The 18558-nt window shown below is 40.0% G+C and carries 17 protein-coding genes; 11 read left to right on the top strand and 6 right to left on the bottom strand.

Annotated elements, in window-relative coordinates:
• Positions 1–56 precede the first annotated feature (56 nt).
• From I6F53_RS13320 to I6F53_RS13310, 3 genes are all read left to right on the top strand, one after another.
• Positions 57–749, top strand: coding sequence for a pseudouridine synthase (locus I6F53_RS13320; protein WP_197239865.1), 693 nt, complete (start codon positions 57–59; stop codon positions 747–749).
• A gap of 102 nt (positions 750–851) precedes the next feature.
• Positions 852–1226 (top strand): BlaI/MecI/CopY family transcriptional regulator, encoded by a 375-nt coding sequence (locus I6F53_RS13315; protein ID WP_007580531.1) that lies wholly within the window; start codon positions 852–854, stop codon positions 1224–1226.
• A gap of 9 nt (positions 1227–1235) precedes the next feature.
• A complete protein-coding gene (locus tag I6F53_RS13310) occupies positions 1236–2447 on the top strand; it encodes a M56 family metallopeptidase (RefSeq protein WP_197239864.1) in 1212 nt (403 codons plus the stop codon).
• Positions 2448–2521: 74 nt separating this feature from the next.
• Here the strand turns inward: I6F53_RS13310 and I6F53_RS13305 are convergent, their stop codons facing one another.
• Positions 2522–2905 carry an MAPEG family protein gene (locus I6F53_RS13305; protein ID WP_197239863.1) on the bottom strand — a complete coding sequence of 128 codons (384 nt, stop codon included), beginning with the start codon at positions 2903–2905 and terminating at the stop codon, positions 2522–2524.
• 240 nt (positions 2906–3145) lie between these two features.
• On the opposite strand from I6F53_RS13305, the gene I6F53_RS13300 reads away from it, so the two are divergent.
• Positions 3146–4024: a DMT family transporter gene (locus I6F53_RS13300; RefSeq protein ID WP_197239862.1), complete on the top strand. Its 879-nt coding sequence runs from the start codon at positions 3146–3148 to the stop codon at positions 4022–4024.
• 70 nt (positions 4025–4094) lie between these two features.
• On the opposite strand, the gene I6F53_RS13295 is transcribed toward I6F53_RS13300, so the two are convergent.
• The 4 genes from I6F53_RS13295 to I6F53_RS13280 all read right to left on the bottom strand — a co-directional run bounded on the left by I6F53_RS13295 (position 4095) and on the right by I6F53_RS13280 (position 9236).
• A complete protein-coding gene (locus I6F53_RS13295; RefSeq protein ID WP_007580521.1) occupies positions 4095–4412 on the bottom strand; it encodes a DMT family transporter in 318 nt (105 codons plus the stop codon).
• Positions 4412–5944 carry a bifunctional GNAT family N-acetyltransferase/carbon-nitrogen hydrolase family protein gene (locus tag I6F53_RS13290; RefSeq protein WP_010554553.1) on the bottom strand — a complete coding sequence of 511 codons (1533 nt, stop codon included), beginning with the start codon at positions 5942–5944 and terminating at the stop codon, positions 4412–4414. Before I6F53_RS13290 ends, I6F53_RS13295 begins: the two co-directional genes overlap by 1 nt.
• Before the next feature lie 99 nt (positions 5945–6043).
• Positions 6044–6892, bottom strand: a complete 849-nt coding sequence (locus I6F53_RS13285) for an MBL fold metallo-hydrolase (RefSeq protein WP_197239861.1) — start codon at positions 6890–6892, stop codon at positions 6044–6046.
• Between the two features lie 58 nt (positions 6893–6950).
• Complete coding sequence (locus tag I6F53_RS13280) at positions 6951–9236, bottom strand: penicillin acylase family protein (protein ID WP_197239860.1); 2286 nt, start codon at positions 9234–9236, stop codon at positions 6951–6953.
• 157 nt (positions 9237–9393) lie between these two features.
• On the opposite strand from I6F53_RS13280, the gene ycaO reads away from it, so the two are divergent.
• The 7 genes from ycaO to folX all read left to right on the top strand — a co-directional run bounded on the left by ycaO (position 9394) and on the right by folX (position 17991).
• A complete protein-coding gene (gene ycaO / locus I6F53_RS13275; RefSeq protein ID WP_197239859.1) occupies positions 9394–11154 on the top strand; it encodes a 30S ribosomal protein S12 methylthiotransferase accessory factor YcaO in 1761 nt (586 codons plus the stop codon).
• A gap of 106 nt (positions 11155–11260) precedes the next feature.
• Positions 11261–14620, top strand: coding sequence for an ATP-binding protein (locus I6F53_RS13270; protein ID WP_197239858.1), 3360 nt, complete (start codon positions 11261–11263; stop codon positions 14618–14620).
• Positions 14621–14663: 43 nt separating this feature from the next.
• Positions 14664–15293: a YceH family protein gene (locus I6F53_RS13265; protein ID WP_197239857.1), complete on the top strand. Its 630-nt coding sequence runs from the start codon at positions 14664–14666 to the stop codon at positions 15291–15293.
• 68 nt (positions 15294–15361) lie between these two features.
• Complete coding sequence (gene nadE, locus I6F53_RS13260; protein WP_197239856.1) at positions 15362–16192, top strand: ammonia-dependent NAD(+) synthetase; 831 nt, start codon at positions 15362–15364, stop codon at positions 16190–16192.
• Between the two features lie 141 nt (positions 16193–16333).
• Positions 16334–17053 (top strand): dihydromonapterin reductase, encoded by a 720-nt coding sequence (folM, locus tag I6F53_RS13255; RefSeq protein WP_197239855.1) that lies wholly within the window; start codon positions 16334–16336, stop codon positions 17051–17053.
• A 22-nt stretch (positions 17054–17075) separates the two neighbouring features.
• Entirely contained in the window at positions 17076–17630 is a 555-nt protein-coding gene (gene folE / locus I6F53_RS13250; protein ID WP_024598803.1) for a GTP cyclohydrolase I FolE, read from the top strand.
• 4 nt (positions 17631–17634) lie between these two features.
• A complete protein-coding gene (gene folX, locus I6F53_RS13245) occupies positions 17635–17991 on the top strand; it encodes a dihydroneopterin triphosphate 2'-epimerase (RefSeq protein WP_007377309.1) in 357 nt (118 codons plus the stop codon).
• A 13-nt stretch (positions 17992–18004) separates the two neighbouring features.
• Here folX and I6F53_RS13240 read toward each other — a convergent pair whose 3' ends face one another.
• Positions 18005–18442 (bottom strand): YqaA family protein, encoded by a 438-nt coding sequence (locus tag I6F53_RS13240; RefSeq protein ID WP_197239854.1) that lies wholly within the window; start codon positions 18440–18442, stop codon positions 18005–18007.
• Positions 18443–18558: the final 116 nt, after the last annotated feature.

The raw sequence follows: 18558 nt of genomic DNA, 5'->3' as shown, positions 1-18558 counted from the left end.
ACGCAGCTTTGCTATAATCGCGATCAAATTTTTATTAGCCGCTGGCATCACACGTTATGAGCACAAAAATCCGACTCGCTAAATATATTGCCCATGCGGGTATTTGTTCTCGTAAACAGGCATCGCGTTTAATTGATGAAGGTGTTGTGACTGTAAATAATCGCCCAGCGAATCATATAGATCACGTTGATGAGCAAGACACAATAATAGTGAACGAAAAAGAAATTAAAGGTGCTGCCGATTTAGTTTATTTTGCGTACCACAAACCAGTAGGTATTGACTGCAAATTAAATATTGATGACTCAGCCAGCCTTATTCATCATTTGCCCACACTCACCCGCGTTTACCCTATTGGTCGATTAGATAAAGACTCTCGTGGTTTACTTATTTTGACCAACGATGGGGATTTTTGTAATCAACTAATACATCCTGATTTCCACCAGCCTAAACATTATTTAGTCACCGTAAATAAGCCTTTAGACGATGCTTTTTGTAAAAAAATGGCAGCAGGCGTACCCGTTGATAAACACATAACCCTGCCTTGTGAAGTAAATAAAATAGCCAGCAATCAGTTTAGTATTGTTTTAAAACAAGGGCTAAACAGGCAAATTCGTAAAATGGCACATTACTGCGGATATAAAGTAATTGATTTATTTAGAGTGCAATTTAGTGACCTCACCCTTTCAAAACTAAACCTACCTGAAAACCAATATATACAAATTAATAAAAACGATATTTCAAAAATCTAATACCAAGTCACTTAATTACATCTCAAAAAGTTAAAAAATAAACTTGCAATTACAGATTACAGGTGTAGTCTTTAATTAAAGATTACATTTGTAGGCAATAGCATGATTGAGTTATCAAAAGCAGAGTTTGACGTGCTCGACGCACTTTGGATTAACTACCCCGCCACCGCGAGCCAAATAATTGAGCGCTTAAGCGACGATAAGCAATGGCACGAAAAAACCATTAAAACCCTACTAGGTCGACTAGTAAAAAAAGGCGCACTTACATTTGAAAAAGAAGGTCGCCAGTATATTTATATGCCGTGTATGGAGCGCGCCGACTACACCTTAAAAGAAAGCCAAAACTTTATTGAGCGCTTTTTTAGTGGGCGTATTGCGCCACTTGTTAGTGGTTTTGCTAAATCGGAGCAGCTTTCTCAGCAAGATATAAACGAGCTTAAAAAAGTTATAGATGACTGGGAAAAAAACCAAAAGTAAGGGATTAACATGGTTATTCAAACTGGGTTTAATTGGTTGATTGAGCAGCAACTACTATTAAGTATTTTGTTTTGTGGATTTATTTTACTCGAGCGATTTGGTTTAAAAGCTCTTGGCTCACGCTTTGTATATAAATTAGCATGGCTATTACCTGCAGCATTAGTGATTGCTAACTTACCCAATGCGATTAAACCACTGCAAAATAGCAATATTAGCCATTACTTAATCACCCCTAACCAACCCTTTATACATGAAATGGGTATTAGCTGGGCGCTCATGTATGTACTTATTACCGCAGGGTTATTAATAGCCAGTTTTATTACGCATACCCGCTTTGTTAAAAGCCTGCAGTTAACTGAGTTAACCCAATTTGAAGGCACTCTTACCGCTGATGTTAAAACTTATACCAGCCAACATGTAGCCACGCCAATGGTGGTCGGTATTTTAAACAGCAAGCTGGTGTTACCGAGTAACTACAATACCCAGTTTGATAAAGCCACATTAGCGCTTATTTTAGAGCACGAAAACGTACACATAAAACGCAAAGACAACCTAACAAACGCACTTATATTACTGCCTACTATTTTACTGTGGTTCAACCCACTAGCTTGGGTTTGTTACGCAAGCATGCGCCGATTACAAGAGCTGACTTGTGATGAACGGGTACTCAGCAATAAAACCACACAACAACACATTTTATACAGCAAAGCCTTAGTAAACTGCGCGGCAAATGCGCCCACAGGACTTATGGCTTATTCACACTACGGAGATAAAAAAACCATGTTACAACGACTAATTAATATAAAACACAGCGGTAAAAGCTCTCGATTTGCTAAAGGTAGCTTAATGCTAGTAGCGGCAAGCATGCTTAGCGGACTAGCCATTGCTAAACAGCCACAAACTGAAATAGCTAAAGAGGATCATATTTCACCAACAATACGCATTGAACCTGCCTACCCAATACAAGCAGCTCAACAAGGGATCAGCGGATCTGTTGTATTAAAGTACGATATTGCAGCTAACGGTAAAACAAAAAATATCAGCGTCATTCAATCTAAACCTAAAGATATTTTTGATAAATCGGCAAAAGAGGCACTAGTAAAATGGAAATATAAAGCATCAGATTCAGGTTTTGAAGATGTACTGGTACAGCTAGATTTTGCAATAAATAGTGAAGTGGCTAATACCGATTTAATAGAGCGAATTAAAGTATCGCATTAGTGTTACTGAGTTGTTCAAGACTACAAAGCAAGCGCCCTTTTAGGCTGCTTGCTTTGTGGTTTTAAAGTATAAACCTACAAACTCACCACAATCATGGCAATAGCTGTACCCAAACCAATAAACCATACTAGTGAGCGTATTATATCTAGGTTCATGTAATAAAAAACACAGTACAAAATACGCGACACAATATGCGTAACCGCTAGCATTTCTGTTATTGCGCCTACAGAGTTAGTGCCTAGTACAACTGCAATAGCGACTGCGAATACAGCGAGCGATTCAAAGCAATTTTGATGTGCTGCTAGCGCACGGGCACCAAAGCCAGTTAGTTTTTCTTGTTGCGCCCTTGGGTGTTTATTATCGTATCGACCTAATTTTGCCATTGATATAGCGACAGGCACTTTTGCAAAGTAAGGCATTAGTACAGCAAGTAATGCACATACAACTAATGTTGTCATAGTTTATCCTTTTGATGTTTCTGACAACTTAGCATAAGCACACAAAAAAAGCCGCCAGATACGTTTTATGACAAACGCTGGCGGCTAAACAATAACATCACACTTACTATAGCTAAATTTATCCTCAAACCCGTGCGACATAATGTCGCAGATGATGAATATTCAACATCATAGTTAATGCATCGCTTTACTTCACAAAGCTTGTTAACTTTACTGCCTTACATTTTAACGATGACGACCATGACCTGGATATTTTTCACTTTTTTAGCCGCCTTTATGCAAGCATGGCGTAATGCCTTGCAAAGTAAATTAAGTAACGATGTGAGTGTTGCTGGCGTAACTCTTTCTCGCTTTATTATTGCAGGCCCCATTGCGGCGGTGTATTTATATGGTTTGTATCAATATCAAGATACAGCCATGCCTACGTTTAATAATGCCTTTTGGGGATTTATTATAGGCGCAAGTGTGATGCAAATACTCGCCACCGGCTTAATGGTTAAGTTGTTTAAAATGAATAATTACGCTGTAGGGGCTGGTCTTGCTAAAAGCGAGGCGTTAGTGGCTGCCATTTTAGGTGTATTATTTTTTGGCTCAGCACTCTCTTTACTTGGTTGGCTTGGTGTATTTTTTGGCGCTATTGCCGTATTGCTACTTAGCGGCATAACCAGTGTAAAAACCTTTAATGCTAAAACGGCTTTGTTGGGGCTTGCATGTGGTACTTGCTTTGCGCTTACATCACTGTGGGTACGTGAAGCGAGCTTAAACTCAGGATTATTATTTCCACACTCTGCCGCTTGGGTTTTGATGTTTGTAATTAGCTTACAAACGCTAATACTACTGGGCTATTTATTATTAAAAGAGCCAAAAACGCTCAGTAAACTGTGGCAATACAAAGGCACTACAGCCGCTATTAGTGTTTTTAGTTGTATCGGCTCTATTGGCTGGTTTAGTGCAATGAGCTTACAACATGTTGCTTACGTTAAAACACTTGGACAGGTTGAAGTATTTTTTACCATGCTAATTGCTGTACTTTGGTTAAAACAGCCACTTAAAAAACAAGATACTGCAGGCTTAATACTCATAGCCATTGCCGCTGTTTTGGTTATGTTGCCGAATTAATGGCAACATAAAAAAGCGCAGGCTTTTATACCTGCGCTATTCATAATTAAGCGTTTATTCAAATTACCAATTAAGAGCTTATTTTAAGTGTTATCACACCGCTAATAATCATTAATACTCCCGCAATACGACCAAATGTAGCTGCATCGTTATAAAACAATATACCTACTAAAAACGTACCCGCAGCGCCAATACCTGTCCACACCGCGTATGAGGTGCCCATTGATATTTGCCTTTGAGCAAGCCACAACATAAAACCACTAGCGACTAAAAATGCCACCGCTATTGCGATGCCCTGCCAGCGAGTATCTGAGTTTTGCGAAATTTTTAAACCTATCGGCCAGCCAATTTCAAGTAAACCGGCAATAACCAAATAAATCCACGCCATTAAACATCTCTCTTTTTCAATATAACTTCATATAAATCTTCGCGGCGATCTTTTAAGTTACGCACTGTGCCTTCGCTGTGAAGAATTTTTAACTTATCCATATCAAGGTCACTAAATAACAGCATTTCTGTATTAGGTGTGGCTTCGTTAAGTGTTGCATCGTGCGGGAACGAAAAGTCCGATGGCGTTAACACAGCCGATTGTGAGTACTGCACATCAAGGCTTTCTACTTGTGGTAAGTTACCTACCGAGCCTGCAATAACCACATAACATTCGTTTTCTATTGCACGCGCTTGTGCACAATGGCGCACACGTAAGTAGCTGTTTTTAGTGTCGGTCCAAAATGGGACAAACAAAATATCTAACCCTTGTTTTGCTAATATGCGTGAAAGCTCAGGAAACTCTACGTCATAACAAATTTGAATACCTACACGCCCAGCATCGGTTTCAAATACAGCAATTTTGTCGCCGCCTTGAATAACCCAATCGTTTTGTTCATGCGGGGTAATATGTATTTTACGTTGCTCGTCTATTTTACCGCTGCGGTGGCATAAATAACTTACGTTATAAATTTTATCGTCTTCGGCAAGCGGCATAGAGCCGGTAATAATATTGGCGTTGTATTCTATTGCCATACGCGACATCGCGTTTTTAAACGTTTCGGTATATTCCGCTAAATAACGAATCGCTTCAGTTTGGTTGCTTTGATTTCCTAAGCCCATTAATGGCGCGTTAAAAAATTCAGGGAATAGTATAAAGTCACTTTTGTAGTCAGATACGGTATCTACAAAGTATTCAACCTGCTTTAGCATTTCTTCAACCGATTCAACACAACGCATTTGCCATTGCACAGCACCCACACGCACGATTGATTTAGTTGACTCAAGTACAGTGTCGGTTGGTTCATACATAATGTTATTCCACTCAAGTAACGTGGCGTAACCAACTGACTCTTGATCCTCTGGTAAATACTTTTTAAGTAAACGCTTTACCTGAAAATCGTTAGATAGTTGAAAGCTTAAAATAGGATCGTACAGCTCTCTCTGATCTACTTTTGCAATGTATTCCATTGGCGTCATTTCACTACTGTGATTGTAATAACGTGGAATACGACCACCCGCTAAAATAGCGCGTAGGTTATATTGGCGGCACAGTTCTTTACGGGCATCATAAAGGCGACGACCTAAGCGCATGCCTCTGTGAGTTTCGCTAATGGCAACATCTAAGCCGTATAGCGCATCGCCATCGGTATCGCTAAATACACGGTCGTGACCATCTGCAATGTCTTCGTAGGTATGCGGGTTTGAAAAACGTGTGTAATCAACTTGCACACTTAATGCTAAGCCCACCAGCACACCGTCATCTACAATCCCTATTTGCCCTTCAGGAAATTGGTCTATTAATCTAAAAATGGTATGACTTGGCCACGCACCACCTAAGTCGGGATACGCTTGATCCATCAAGGTTTTAATTTGCGGATACTGCTCTCTGGTTAAGTTACAAATTTCAAGATGGGTTTTTTCTGCCGACATACACAACTCCTTTAGGCATAAGAAAATAAAAGCCGAATGTACGCTCGATTAAATCAAGAATACACTCAGCTTTGTATCATGTTTTTTACTTTAGATGTACTACTTTAAGCTGCGATAAAAGAGTGTGGTTACTTTCTCTTTTGGTAACCAACCAGCGTATTCAAGACCAAGTTCTGCCAGTGGATCGGCTTTAAGTACTTGCTCTAGGCTGGCGTTATTTTGCATGGCTTTTAGCATCACGTCTTTTGCGTTTTGAACAAGTTTACCATACGCTATCAGTCCTGAACGGTCACTTACCTTACCGTGCCCTGGTATTACTTGCGTGTTGTCGTCAATTTTTTTAACTACATCGTCTACTGCCGCTAAAATACCATCAACGCTGCCACCGCTGTCTACATCAACAAACGGTAAGCTGCCAAAATTAAAGTAAATGTCGCCCATATGCACTATGTTGTCGTTACTAAAAAAAACAACCGAGTCGCCATCGGTATGTGCATGTTCGTAATGCACTACATGCGCGTGTTCGTTATTAAAATGCAGCTTTAAATCATGACCAAAACTTATGCGCGGTAAAAAGTCTGACCCTTCCCCATGCTGCTCCTCTAAACGTTTATGTACGTTGTCGTGTGCAATAACGTGCGCGCCTGCTTTGGCAAAGTTTTCGTTGCCACCGGTATGATCGCCATGATGATGCGTGTTAATAACAAACTCTGCACTGCCTGGTTTTAAATCACTAATGGTTTTTTTAATGTCGTCTGATAACTTAGCAAACTGATCATCAATAATATAAATACCATCATCGCCAACGCTTGCAGCAATATTCCCGCCTTGCCCAAATAGTACGTATACATGCTCACTTAGTTTTTGTGCTGTGACTGGGCCATCATCGGCTTGCGCTGTAGTGCTTAGTAGTAAACCTGTTATTAGTGCGGGTAGTATTTTTTTCATTTTAGTTCTCTGTTGTTTTATTAGTGATTATATAGAACGTGTTTAGCTATACTTTAGTTCATCGCGTAGGCTCTATGACTATTTGATGTATTAATTCTTGCGGCAATAAAGGCGTATGTTTGCCCTCTACATAATCACTAAAACCCGCTCTATAAAATTCAGATAACGGATGCCCCGATTGCCCACCAGGAATAGCTAAAATTGCATGTTCTAAATGACCAGGTTGAGCAATAAAACGCTGCGATGCGCCAAAACTATGCCCTTGTACGGCGGGCATGTAACTATCGCCAAAGCCTTGTGCTGTAGGCATATTTAAAAACTTAGCAAGCAAGGGGATTTGCTTTGCAAACGGATGCTCTATTACTAACTCGTTGACCTTACCCCACTGCCAGCTTTGTACGTTATTACCAAATTGCTCAGTAAGCTTAGTGATAGTTTGGTTAAATGCACCGTGTAATTGTGCATCCCAGCTTTTAAATTGCGGGTTTATCCATGTATCGGGTTTGTTATTAATAAGCTGCCATACTGCGGGCTCTAAATCTCGTTTTACGTATTTAAGTGTGCCTTGTTGTTTATTTAATTCGTCTTCAATACTACTAAATAGAATATTAATCACTTCATCGCGGTAGCGCTTAACTAAGGTATACCCTATGGAAGTTGAACACGCACATTGCTGCCAGTTTTCAAGCGCTGTTATATATTGCTTATTTTTGGTTTTATCGGCTTTTAATTGCTTTAATAGCAAAGCATGCCAAGGCATTAAAAAGCGAGCTTGGTTATCAAGCTGTAATGCGTAAAAGTCACTCTCTGCAAATGTTTGTTTTTCGAATAACCTGTCGCGAATTTGGCTCGAACGTGCACCGAGTGCATAGCCACCATTACCAAAACGCGCGTCATCCTCAGCCGATACAACGCGTGAGTTACCAGTCCATAAACGGCCGCTTTGTAGATTTTTAACAAACGGGCGTTCTAATTCGTTTTGCTGCCAAAGGGCTGAATATTCGCTTGTACCTACGCTTAACTCACTTGGTGTTTTACGAGCTGGTATGCCGCCCATGTGTTTCCACGCTGCGCTGCCTTGGTTGTCTACCACCATTAAGTTTTGTACCGGAATACCCACATTGCTTGCTATTGCCAATGCATCATCAACAGTACTTGCTTGTTCAAGCTTTAGTAACTCCATATCGACGGCATAAGGCTGATGTGCCGCCCAGCTAAGTGCGTAAGGTTTTTCATTAATGTATTTTACAGGACCATATTCACTGAGTATTAATGGATAGTTTTCGACTCCCCCATCGGGTAATGCAATGGGTTCATCAACTTGCCATGTTTTACTATCGTCATTTAAGGCAATCCAATCGGCGGTGTCTATATAGCCGTTAGTAAATCCCCACGCAATCTTGTTATTAGTGCCAACCACAATTGCCGGTGCACCGGGCAGTGATACACCGGTTACCTGAGTTTGCTCACCATTTTTTACATAATTTAATTGCGCTCTGTACCAAATAACCGGCACTGCCATCGATAAATGCATATCATCCGACACCATTCCTGCGCCTGTTTTAGTAAGCGCGCCTGTAACTGCCCAGTTATTACTGCCGCGCTCTTGGTTTGCTTCAATATTTTTAACTGTGTGCTGGGTTTGAGTTGGCAACGCAGGTATTGCGCCGTTATAAGGCGTTAATTTACTACCATCAAGTGCGGCTTGATATTTGCTCGGTTGCGTTAAAAAATCAACCATTTGCTTACCGTACGCTTGCTCAAGTTGTATCAGTGCTTGGTCACGCTCAAAGGTCGCGCTTTGTAAATCAAGGTACATACTAAATATCACAAGTAAGCTGTCTTCACTTTGCCATGGTTTTTGTGTTGCACCGGTTAGTAAATATTCAAAGCTTGAATACCCTACTTGCGCCAAACCTTCGTTTACACCTTGAGCGTAACTTTTAAGTAATTGCTTATCGGCATCAGGTAACTTTTTTAAAATAATTTGGCTACGTTTACGTAGTTGATGAAAGCGCATTTTTTTATCAAGCCCCAATGCGGCTTCGCCAAATAATTCACTTAACTCGCCTGCGGCATTACGCCTTAATAAATCCATTTGAAAAAATCGGTCTTGTCCGTGCGCATAACCTAAACCATAAGCCGCATCGTTTCGGCTACTGGCGTTTATTACTGCTTGCCCTAATGCATCGCGCGAAATTTTTACAGGCTCTACTACCGCGTTACTGCGTCCGTTTCCATCAAGAGTCGGCAAACTTAAAGTAAGTACACCATAAACAACGGCGGTGCTCGCCAGCCCCAAAATCACAATTAATAACAACAAGCGTTTGATTACTTTAAACATCAACCTTTCCTTTGCACGTTTTTGACCAAGCGTTAAGGGCATATAATAACCACAGTTTTATTAAATATTAATGTTCTTGCTCGCAAAGGGTGAAATAAACATCAAAATCCACGATAATGTCAGCTCCACACATCGTGCAGAACTAGTTGAGATCAATATGACTGAAAAAACATTTATCAAAGGTAAAGACCGCGACCTAGAATCGTCAATCTCTACCATGCAAAACAAGCTTAAAGCCCTAAACATTAATGTTGAAGAAGCGCTTTGGCTTAACCCTGTAGCTAACTGTTATTCGGTTCATATAAAAGACAGCGACTGCGGTGTTATGTTTACCAATGGTAAAGGCGCAACCGACAAAGCATCTATTGCCTCAGCACTAGGTGAATACTTTGAACGCTTAAGCTGTAACTACTTTTTTGCAGACTTTTACCTAGGTGAAGAATTTGCCAATGGCGAGTTTACTCATTACCCAACCGAAAAATGGTTCAAAGTTGAAGGCGATGAAGTACCGCAAGGCATTATGGATGAGAGCTTATGGGATTACTTTGACCCAGAGCGCGAACTTAACGCATCACACCTTTTTGATTTTAACTCAGGTAACGATGACCGTGGTATTTGTACCCTGCCATACACGCGCCAACGCGATAACCAAAACGTATACATTCCGGTAAACGTTATTGGTAATATTTTTGTATCTAACGGTATGAGCGCAGGTAACACAAAATTTGAAGCTCGCGTACAAGGTTTATCAGAAGTATTTGAACGCGCTATTAAAAACCGCATCATCGCCGAAGGCATTTGTTTACCAATCGTGCCTGAAGACGTGGTTAAGCAATATCCTCTAATTCACGAAGCGTGTGAAGAACTTCGCAGCCATGGCTTTCATTTACGTATTGCCGATGCGTCGCTTGGTGGCAAGTACCCAGTAATGAGCGTAACGCTTATTAACCCAACAGATGGTTCTGTATTTGCCTCTTTTGGTGCTCATCCTTCATTTGAAGTAGCGCTTGAGCGTACCGTTACCGAATTACTGCAAGGTCGTCGCCTTGATCAACTAGATGTATTTCAACCAGCTACATTTGATAACGACGAAGTAGCAACACCAGAGAACATTGAACTGCACTTTATTGATTCAAGCGGTTTAATTTCCCATGATTTCTTCCGTGCAAAACCTGACTTTGAATTTGTACATTGGGACTTTAGCGGCACAACAGAGCAAGAATATAACTTCTGTGCAGATCTAATCCACAGTATGAATCACGATATATACATCATGGATTACACGCACCTAAACGTATACGCGTGTCGTATTTTAGTACCGGGCATGTCAGACATTTACCCTGTTGATGAGCTTATTTGGCGCAACAACAACGAAGGCGCTAAATTTCGCGAAGCATTCCTATCGCTTGATCAGTACGATGCAGAGCAATGGATGGACATTTACGACAGCCTAGAAGAAGCCGGACATAGCGATATTATCCGCGCCGCAGAATTTATTGGCTTGGCAACTGATGCCGACACGCCATGGCACACACTGCGTATAGGTGAGCTTAAAGCGCACTTATGTTTAGCCGCAGGCAGTGAAGAAGCCATTGATTGGGTTGACTGGATACTTCATACAGGCCAAGTAAACGAAGAGGCAATGCGCCACTTCCGCTGTTTAAAAGCTATTTTAGAAATTAAATACGATGACGAGCGCGAATACGCTGATTACCAAGATGCCTTAGGCTTAATGTTTGGTGCTGATAACGTAGCACTGGCTATTGAAATTGCCGAAGGTAAAAAGCAGTTTAACGGTTTAACTTTCCCTGGTTTATCGCTTGAAGGCTTTAAAAAGCATGCGGCGCTACTAGATGGCTACCGCAAGCTACACGTAGCAAAGCAAAATCATTGGGCGCGAGAAGTTAGCGATAGCTAAACTACTAATTATAAAAAATAAATGGCGCATTTTTAACGCGCCATTTTCATTTATGCAATAAATTAGCTATAGTTAATTTGCCTTAATTAACGCCACGATGTAGCTAATGCCACCGCCTAATAACAACAAAACGAATGTCCATAACTTTAAGCTGACCTTTTGGCTATCACTTACGCTAACTGTACTAGTTGGTGTTGTTCTTGATCGTATTAACTATAATCGTGTAAAAGATGCTCACCGCTTACAAATACTCTCTGAAATAAGTACCTATCGTGCTCAATTAGAATCTATTTTAGTGTCTAATATTCAATTGGTTCGAGGTTTAGGGGTTGCCGTTGCAGCACAGCCTGATTTACAACAAACCCAATTCGAACAAATTGCTAAGCCTCTATTTAAAACCTCAAATGAGCTACGTAATATTGGTGGCGCTCCCGATATGGTAATTCGCATGACTTACCCTTTAAAAGGGAACGAAAAATCGCTCGGTTTAAACTTTTTAGAAGAAAAAAACCAACGCCTTGATGCAATTAGAGCACGCGATACAAATACCATTGTAATGGCTGGCCCATTAAAATTAATCCAAGGTGACATTGCACTTATTGCCCGAGTGCCTGTTTACGTACCGCCAGACAATCGCTTTTGGGGATTACTCTCAGTTGTTCTTAATATTGATAAAGTCTATAAAAATTCAGGTATTTATGAGCTCGAAAAAGAGTATAACGTCGCTTTACAAGGCAGACATGGGCTAGGCAAAAAAGGGGAGTTTTTTTATGGTGATCAAAACATAACAGATCAAGACCCACTTGAATTCACCTTAAATTTTCAAGGCGGTAATTGGCAGCTTTATGTTGCACCTAAAATAGGTTGGAGCCCTCCTAACTCAGCTATATGGCCACTTCGTTTATCTATTATTATTATTTGCGGGTTATTAATTTGGGCCTTTTTATTCTTTTTAAAAATGCTTGATCGCCAACAGCAAAATGAAAAAATGCTTGAAGCAATGAGTGACTTAGCTCAAATTGGGGCTTGGTCATTTAATCTAGAAAACAAGCAAATATATTGGTCTGATATGACCAAAAAAATATTTAAATACTCACTAGATACACAACCTGAATGGCCAAGTGATTTAGGCTATTTTAAAGAAGGTAAAAGCCGAAAAAAAATAGCCGGGTTAATTGAACGAGCTATAAAGTTTGGTGAAAGTTATGAAGTTGAACTTGAAGTTATTAACGCTGAAAATAAAACTATATGGGTACTCGCGCATGGCGAAGTGGAGCGAAAGAATGGCCGTAGCATTCGTATTTTTGGATCATTGCAAAATATTGATACCCGTAAAAAAATTGAATTAGAAAGCAATAAAGTTGCACTGCACAATGAAATACTCGCGTCGCTAACCGTTAATAAACTCATATTAAACGGACAACTAAGCCAATCTAAAGACGTAATCACACAATCGATTTGCCAAGCATTTGACGTTAAACGTGCCAGCATTTGGTTTTTTAATGAAGATAAGAGTCAACTAAATCCGTTTGCAGTTCACAGCAATCAATTATCAAGCGATACCGTAGACCCTATTTGGCTAAGAAGAAATGCTAAAGACTTTTTTAATACCATTGATCACCAAGCTGTATTTAATGCTCCAGATGCACTAAACAACCCGGTTTTAACGCCTCTAAAAGCACACTATTTAAACCCTTTAGAAATTCAAGCCATGTTATGCGTGGTTATCCCAGCCGGTAGTGGAGCTTTGGGTGTTGTATGCGCAGAGCAATGTCAGTCACCTAGAAATTGGTCTCGTAATGAAGAGAGCTTTTTAATTGCCGTCGCAGCACTTATTGGCAGTTTGTACTCAAGCCAAAAACGTATTGAAACCGAGCAACAACTCGTTACCGCTAAAGAAGCAGCAGAGCAAGCTGTTGAAGCTAAAAGTGAATTTTTGGCAAGTATGAGTCATGAAATTCGTACCCCAATGAACGGGGTTCTCGGTATGCTTAATATAATTAAGCAAACTCAATTAGATCTTCAGCAAAAGCACCATATTGAACTTGCTCAATCATCTGCTCAATCTTTACTTAATATAATTAACGACATATTAGATTTTTCTAAAATTGAAGCTGGTAAGCTCGATATTGAAAACGTGCAATTTAACTTACCTCGGTTATTAGGAGAAGTAGTTGAATCGTTTGCCTTAAAAGTAGAGCAAAATAATACAAAACTTATTTTAGACGCCACTCAAATTACTGTAAGCGAAATAATTAGTGACCCTAACCGCTTGCGCCAAATTTTAAATAACCTAATTGGCAACGCGGTTAAATTTACTATTAATGGCGAAGTAGTTATTACCGCCAGAGTAGATGAAACAACGGATGGCTCGTTCCTACAATGTTCAATTATTGATACGGGCATTGGTATTGACCCTAAAAAACAAGCGTCGTTATTTGACTCATTCACACAAGCCGATGCTTCAACAACACGCCAATTTGGTGGTACAGGGCTTGGACTTGCCATAGTAAAACAGTTGTGTGAGCTGATGAACGGTGAAGTAAGCGTAAACAGCATGCAAGGTGAAGGAAGTACATTTTCTTTCACAATACAAATACAGCCTCGCTTGAGTAAAGAACAAGATTTACCGAGTCATTTAATTAAAAACAAGCATATTTTAATTATTGATGAGTGTTCGTTAAATGCAAATACAGCCAGAAAACAACTTACTGTATGGGGTGCAAAGGTTAATTGCATACATGACTATCTTGAGATTGCTGATTATTTAAATAATGTAACCACCCACCCTGAAGCTATTTTAGTTGATTACTACTTTTTTGAAAAAGCGCCGCAAACGGACATAACTGCGCTTAAAAACTTTATAAATATGCACAGTTGCAAGTTAGTTATTATGGCGCCAATGAGTTATTCACCTGAGGAGTCTAAAGTAGGTATGGAAGTCGACTGTATGATTTTCAAACCACTGACCCCTTCTGACTTGTTTGACTCACTCACGAACGATAAATACATTGAACAACAGCAGCAACAAGCACAGCTGCAAAACAAGCTAACTAAAGCACCGGCACTTGATTCATCAGAGCCACAAGTATTACTCGTTGAAGACAATAAAATAAACCAAGTAGTTGCTTCTGCGTTATTAAAACAAGCTGGTGTGACTTTTGATATTGCTGAAAATGGGCTTGAGGCAATTGTAAAACTTAATGCAAAACAAGGTAAGCCATATAAGCTCATTTTAATGGATTGCCAAATGCCTGAAATGGACGGCTACCAAGCCACTAAAGCCATTAGAGAAGGTGATGCGGGCAAAGGTAATGAAAACATTACTATTATTGCACTTACAGCCAATGCCATGCAGGGTGATAAAGAAAAATGCCTAGCTGCAGGCATGAACGACTATTTAAGCAAGCCACTCGATTTAGCCGCCCTAAAACCTAAACTTCAACAATGGCTTGGCACTCAATAAAGGTGTAAGCTAATAAAATACGCTTACTAATTTGAGATTATTTATGCAGTTATCAGCAAATCAACAACGTATTCTTGGTTGCTTATTAGAAAAACAAAGCACGACGCCAGAGCATTATCCGCTATCGTTAAATGGGTTAGTGAACGCCTGTAACCAAAAGTCTAATCGCGATCCTGTGTTAAACCTTACAGATGAAGACGTGCAAAATGCACTCGATGAACTAATAGAAATGCGTTTGGTTACCATAGATGAAGGCCTTTCTGGTCGCGTAAATAAATATGATCACCGCTTTTGCAATACTGAGTTTAGTAATCTGCAATTTTCTGCTCAGCAACGTGCCATTGTTTGTTTATTACTTTTACGTGGCGCCCAAACCCCAGGTGAATTAAGAACCCGCAGTGCTAGGCTTGCTGATTTTAATAACGTAAATGAAGTAGAAACAGCGCTCAATAAACTGATTGAAAGCGAGTACGCGCGTAAATTAGAACGAGAAGCAGGTAAGCGCGACAGCCGATACATTCATTTATTTGGCGAACAACGAAATAGTCCCGCCGATGCCTTTGTTGCTCTACCAAGCGAAGTAATTAAAGATAAAGAGTTGAGTGATTTATTGGCAGAAGTAGAAGAATTAAAAGCAGAGCTTCGCAAAATAAAAGCTCATTTAAAACTTTAATTCATTAAGACTAAATCACATAATAAGTTTATTGCGTATCACATATTAAATTTTATAAGGAGCTGGCAATGCGCGCCGAAATTATGGCTGAAATGAAAGTACAGCCAACGATTGATGTAAATGCTGAGATAACTCGTCGGGTTGCTTTTATTAAAGCACGTTTAGTAGCAGCTCATTCGCGCTCACTAATATTAGGTATTAGCGGTGGTGTTGACTCATCAACTTGCGGCCGCTTATGTCAACTTGCCGTAAACGAGCTAAATAAAGAACACGATACTGACAAATACCAGTTTATTGCTGTGCGACTACCTTATGGCGTACAAGCTGATGAAGACGAAGCACAAATGGCAGTTGATTTTATTCAGCCAAGTAAACGTATGACCGTAAACGTACAACCTGCCGCTGATGCACTGCATGAGCAAGCAATAGCTGCGGTAGTTGGCTGCGGTGAGGCTCTGCCTGAGCAAGCTCAAATAGACTTTATTAAAGGTAATGTTAAAGCACGCCAACGTATGGTTGCTCAATACGAAATTGCAGGTTTTTGCCAAGGTTTAGTAGTAGGTACCGACCATAGTGCTGAAAATATTACTGGTTTTTATACTAAATTTGGTGACGGCGCGTGCGATTTAGCTCCGCTATTTGGTTTATCAAAACGTCAAGTTCGTGCTCTTGCTACTGCATTAGGTGCCCCAGCTTTGTTAGTAGAAAAAGCACCTACAGCTGATTTAGAAAGTGACCGCCCAGGCTTAACAGATGAAGAAGCACTTGGTTTAAGCTATGAGCAAATTGATGACTTTTTAGAAGGTAAATCTGTGTCTAGTGATGTTGAACAAAAGCTTGTAAGCATTTACACGCGTACACAACACAAGCGCCAACCCATTCCGACAATTTACGATTAATGTTTAATAAATAAAATAAAGCAATTAACGCCTTTGAGGATTAATTGCTTTTTTGATCGACAGACTAATAAACTGCGTATATTTTAATAAATTAACACGCTAATATTTATTAACCACCCGCCAAAGAGAATACTGCCTTATATGACATCGCCCATTTTAATTACCGGCGCAGGCCAACGCATTGGTTTAGCACTTGCTCAGCACTATATAGCTCAAGGGCAGGCTGTTATTATTACGTATCGTACTCGCCACGATGCTGTTGATGCATTAGAGCAACAAGGCGCTGTATGTATTTATGCCGATTTTAGTACCGATGACGGTATAAGTGCATTTATAAATACGCTTAAAGAGCATACAACATCGCTGCGCGCTATTGTTCACAATGCATCAAGCTGGGACTGCGAAGCTAACAATCCTGACTTTGCAGTACTGTTCGATAATATGATGCGTATACATGCTAAAACACCGTATTTAATTAATTTAATGTGCGCTGAGCTGCTTTTAAACTACCAGCAAAGTGTCAAAGCACCTGCTGATATAATTCATCTTACCGATTATGTAGTTGAAACAGGCAGCCCTAAACACTTAGCTTATGCAGCAAGTAAAGCGGCACTCGATAACCTAACTAAATCGTTCAGCGCTAAATATGCACCAAATATAAAGGTAAACTCGGTTGCCCCGTCGCTCATTATTTTTAATGAACATGACGATGAGCAATATCGAGCTAAAACCCTTAAAAAATCATTAATGGGCATTGAACCCGGATGCCAAGAAATTATCAATAGCATTGATTTACTATTACAGAGCCACTACATCACAGGGCGCTCCTTGCCTGTTGATGGCGGACGCCATTTAAAGTAAAACACACTAGACTGAGAAACTTATGCATGACGAATTAAAAGAAAGTTACCAAAAAATAATTACTGCTGTAGGTGAAGATGCTAACCGCGAAGGTTTACTTGATACGCCAAAACGTGCCGCAAAAGCAATGGAATATTTAACGCAAGGGTATCGCCAAACGCTTGATGAGATAACCAACAAAGCGGTATTTACATCTGACGCTGACGATATGGTGTTAGTACAAGACATAGAGCTTTACTCTATGTGTGAGCATCATTTACTACCATTTATTGGCCGTTGCCATATTGCTTATATTCCAAACGGTAAAGTATTGGGCTTGTCTAAATTTGCACGTATTGTTGATATGTTTTCACGCCGTTTTCAAATTCAAGAACAGCTAACGCATCAAATCGCTAAAGCAGTTGAAGAAGTTACTGGCGCTAAAGGTGTGGGCGTTATTGTTGAAGCAAAACACATGTGTATGATGATGCGTGGTGTAGAAAAGCAAAATTCAAGCATGCGTACATCAGTAATGTTAGGTAATTTTAGAAGCGATCCTAAAACACGTAACGAATTTTTGCAGCTTATAAAAGGTTAACCCTATGGCTAATGCAATTATTAACGTTACTAATTTGCGCCTGCGTACGTTTATTGGCTTTAACCCCGATGAGCGTGAAAAAAAGCAAGATGTAGTGATCAATCTAGAGATTCACTACCCTGCTGATGACGCGTGTAAAACGGATGAAGTTGACCAAGCACTTAATTATAAAGTGATCACCAAAGAAGTAATTAGCTTAGTAGAGCAAGGCCACTTTTTACTGCTCGAAAAATTAGTGGCTGAAATTCTTGCCGTTTGTCACTCACACCCAAGTGTTCATTACGCTAAAGCACGTGTTGATAAACCGCATGCACTGCGTTTTGCCGACTCAGTGTCGTTAACGCTTGATTGGGCTAAATAAGGCCTTAAAAAACTTATTTAAAAAAGCTTTCGAATCCTACGGCAAGGGCGATAACCGCTAAATAGCGCGCGCCTTTGCCTAGTGTTACTAGTAATAAAAACATACTAAAGCGTACTTTAAATATCCCCCCAATTACAGTTAGCGGATCGCCTACTACTGGCAGCCAAGCAAACAACAAACTATACACACCGTATTTATTAAATTGCTTTTGTGCGTTATCAAGCCCTTTTTGCGATACCGGAAACCATTTTTTATCTTTAAAACGCAGTACTTGTGTACCTAACCAATAATTAACACAGCTTCCCAGTACATTTCCAAGCGTTGCTACGCACCACATAAGCCATAAATTAACTTTACCTTGAGCAATCATTCCCACCATTATCACCTCAGAAGAGCTGGGCAATAATGTGGCAGATATAAATGCGCTAATAAATAACGTGAGATAAAGCATAATGCCCTTATGGCTAAACGTAAAAACCCAGCCTATAGCTTAACACCGATCAGTTAAGGTATTTTTGATCGGTTGACCGATCTTTTGGTTGCTTCACAATACCCTTATCATCTTTT

This window comes from Pseudoalteromonas sp. SWN29 (assembly GCF_015864465.1).
Classification (GTDB): domain Bacteria; phylum Pseudomonadota; class Gammaproteobacteria; order Enterobacterales; family Alteromonadaceae; genus Pseudoalteromonas.
The sequence above is the reverse complement of the archived record's forward strand: the minus strand, read 5'-3'. Positions and strand labels throughout refer to the sequence as shown.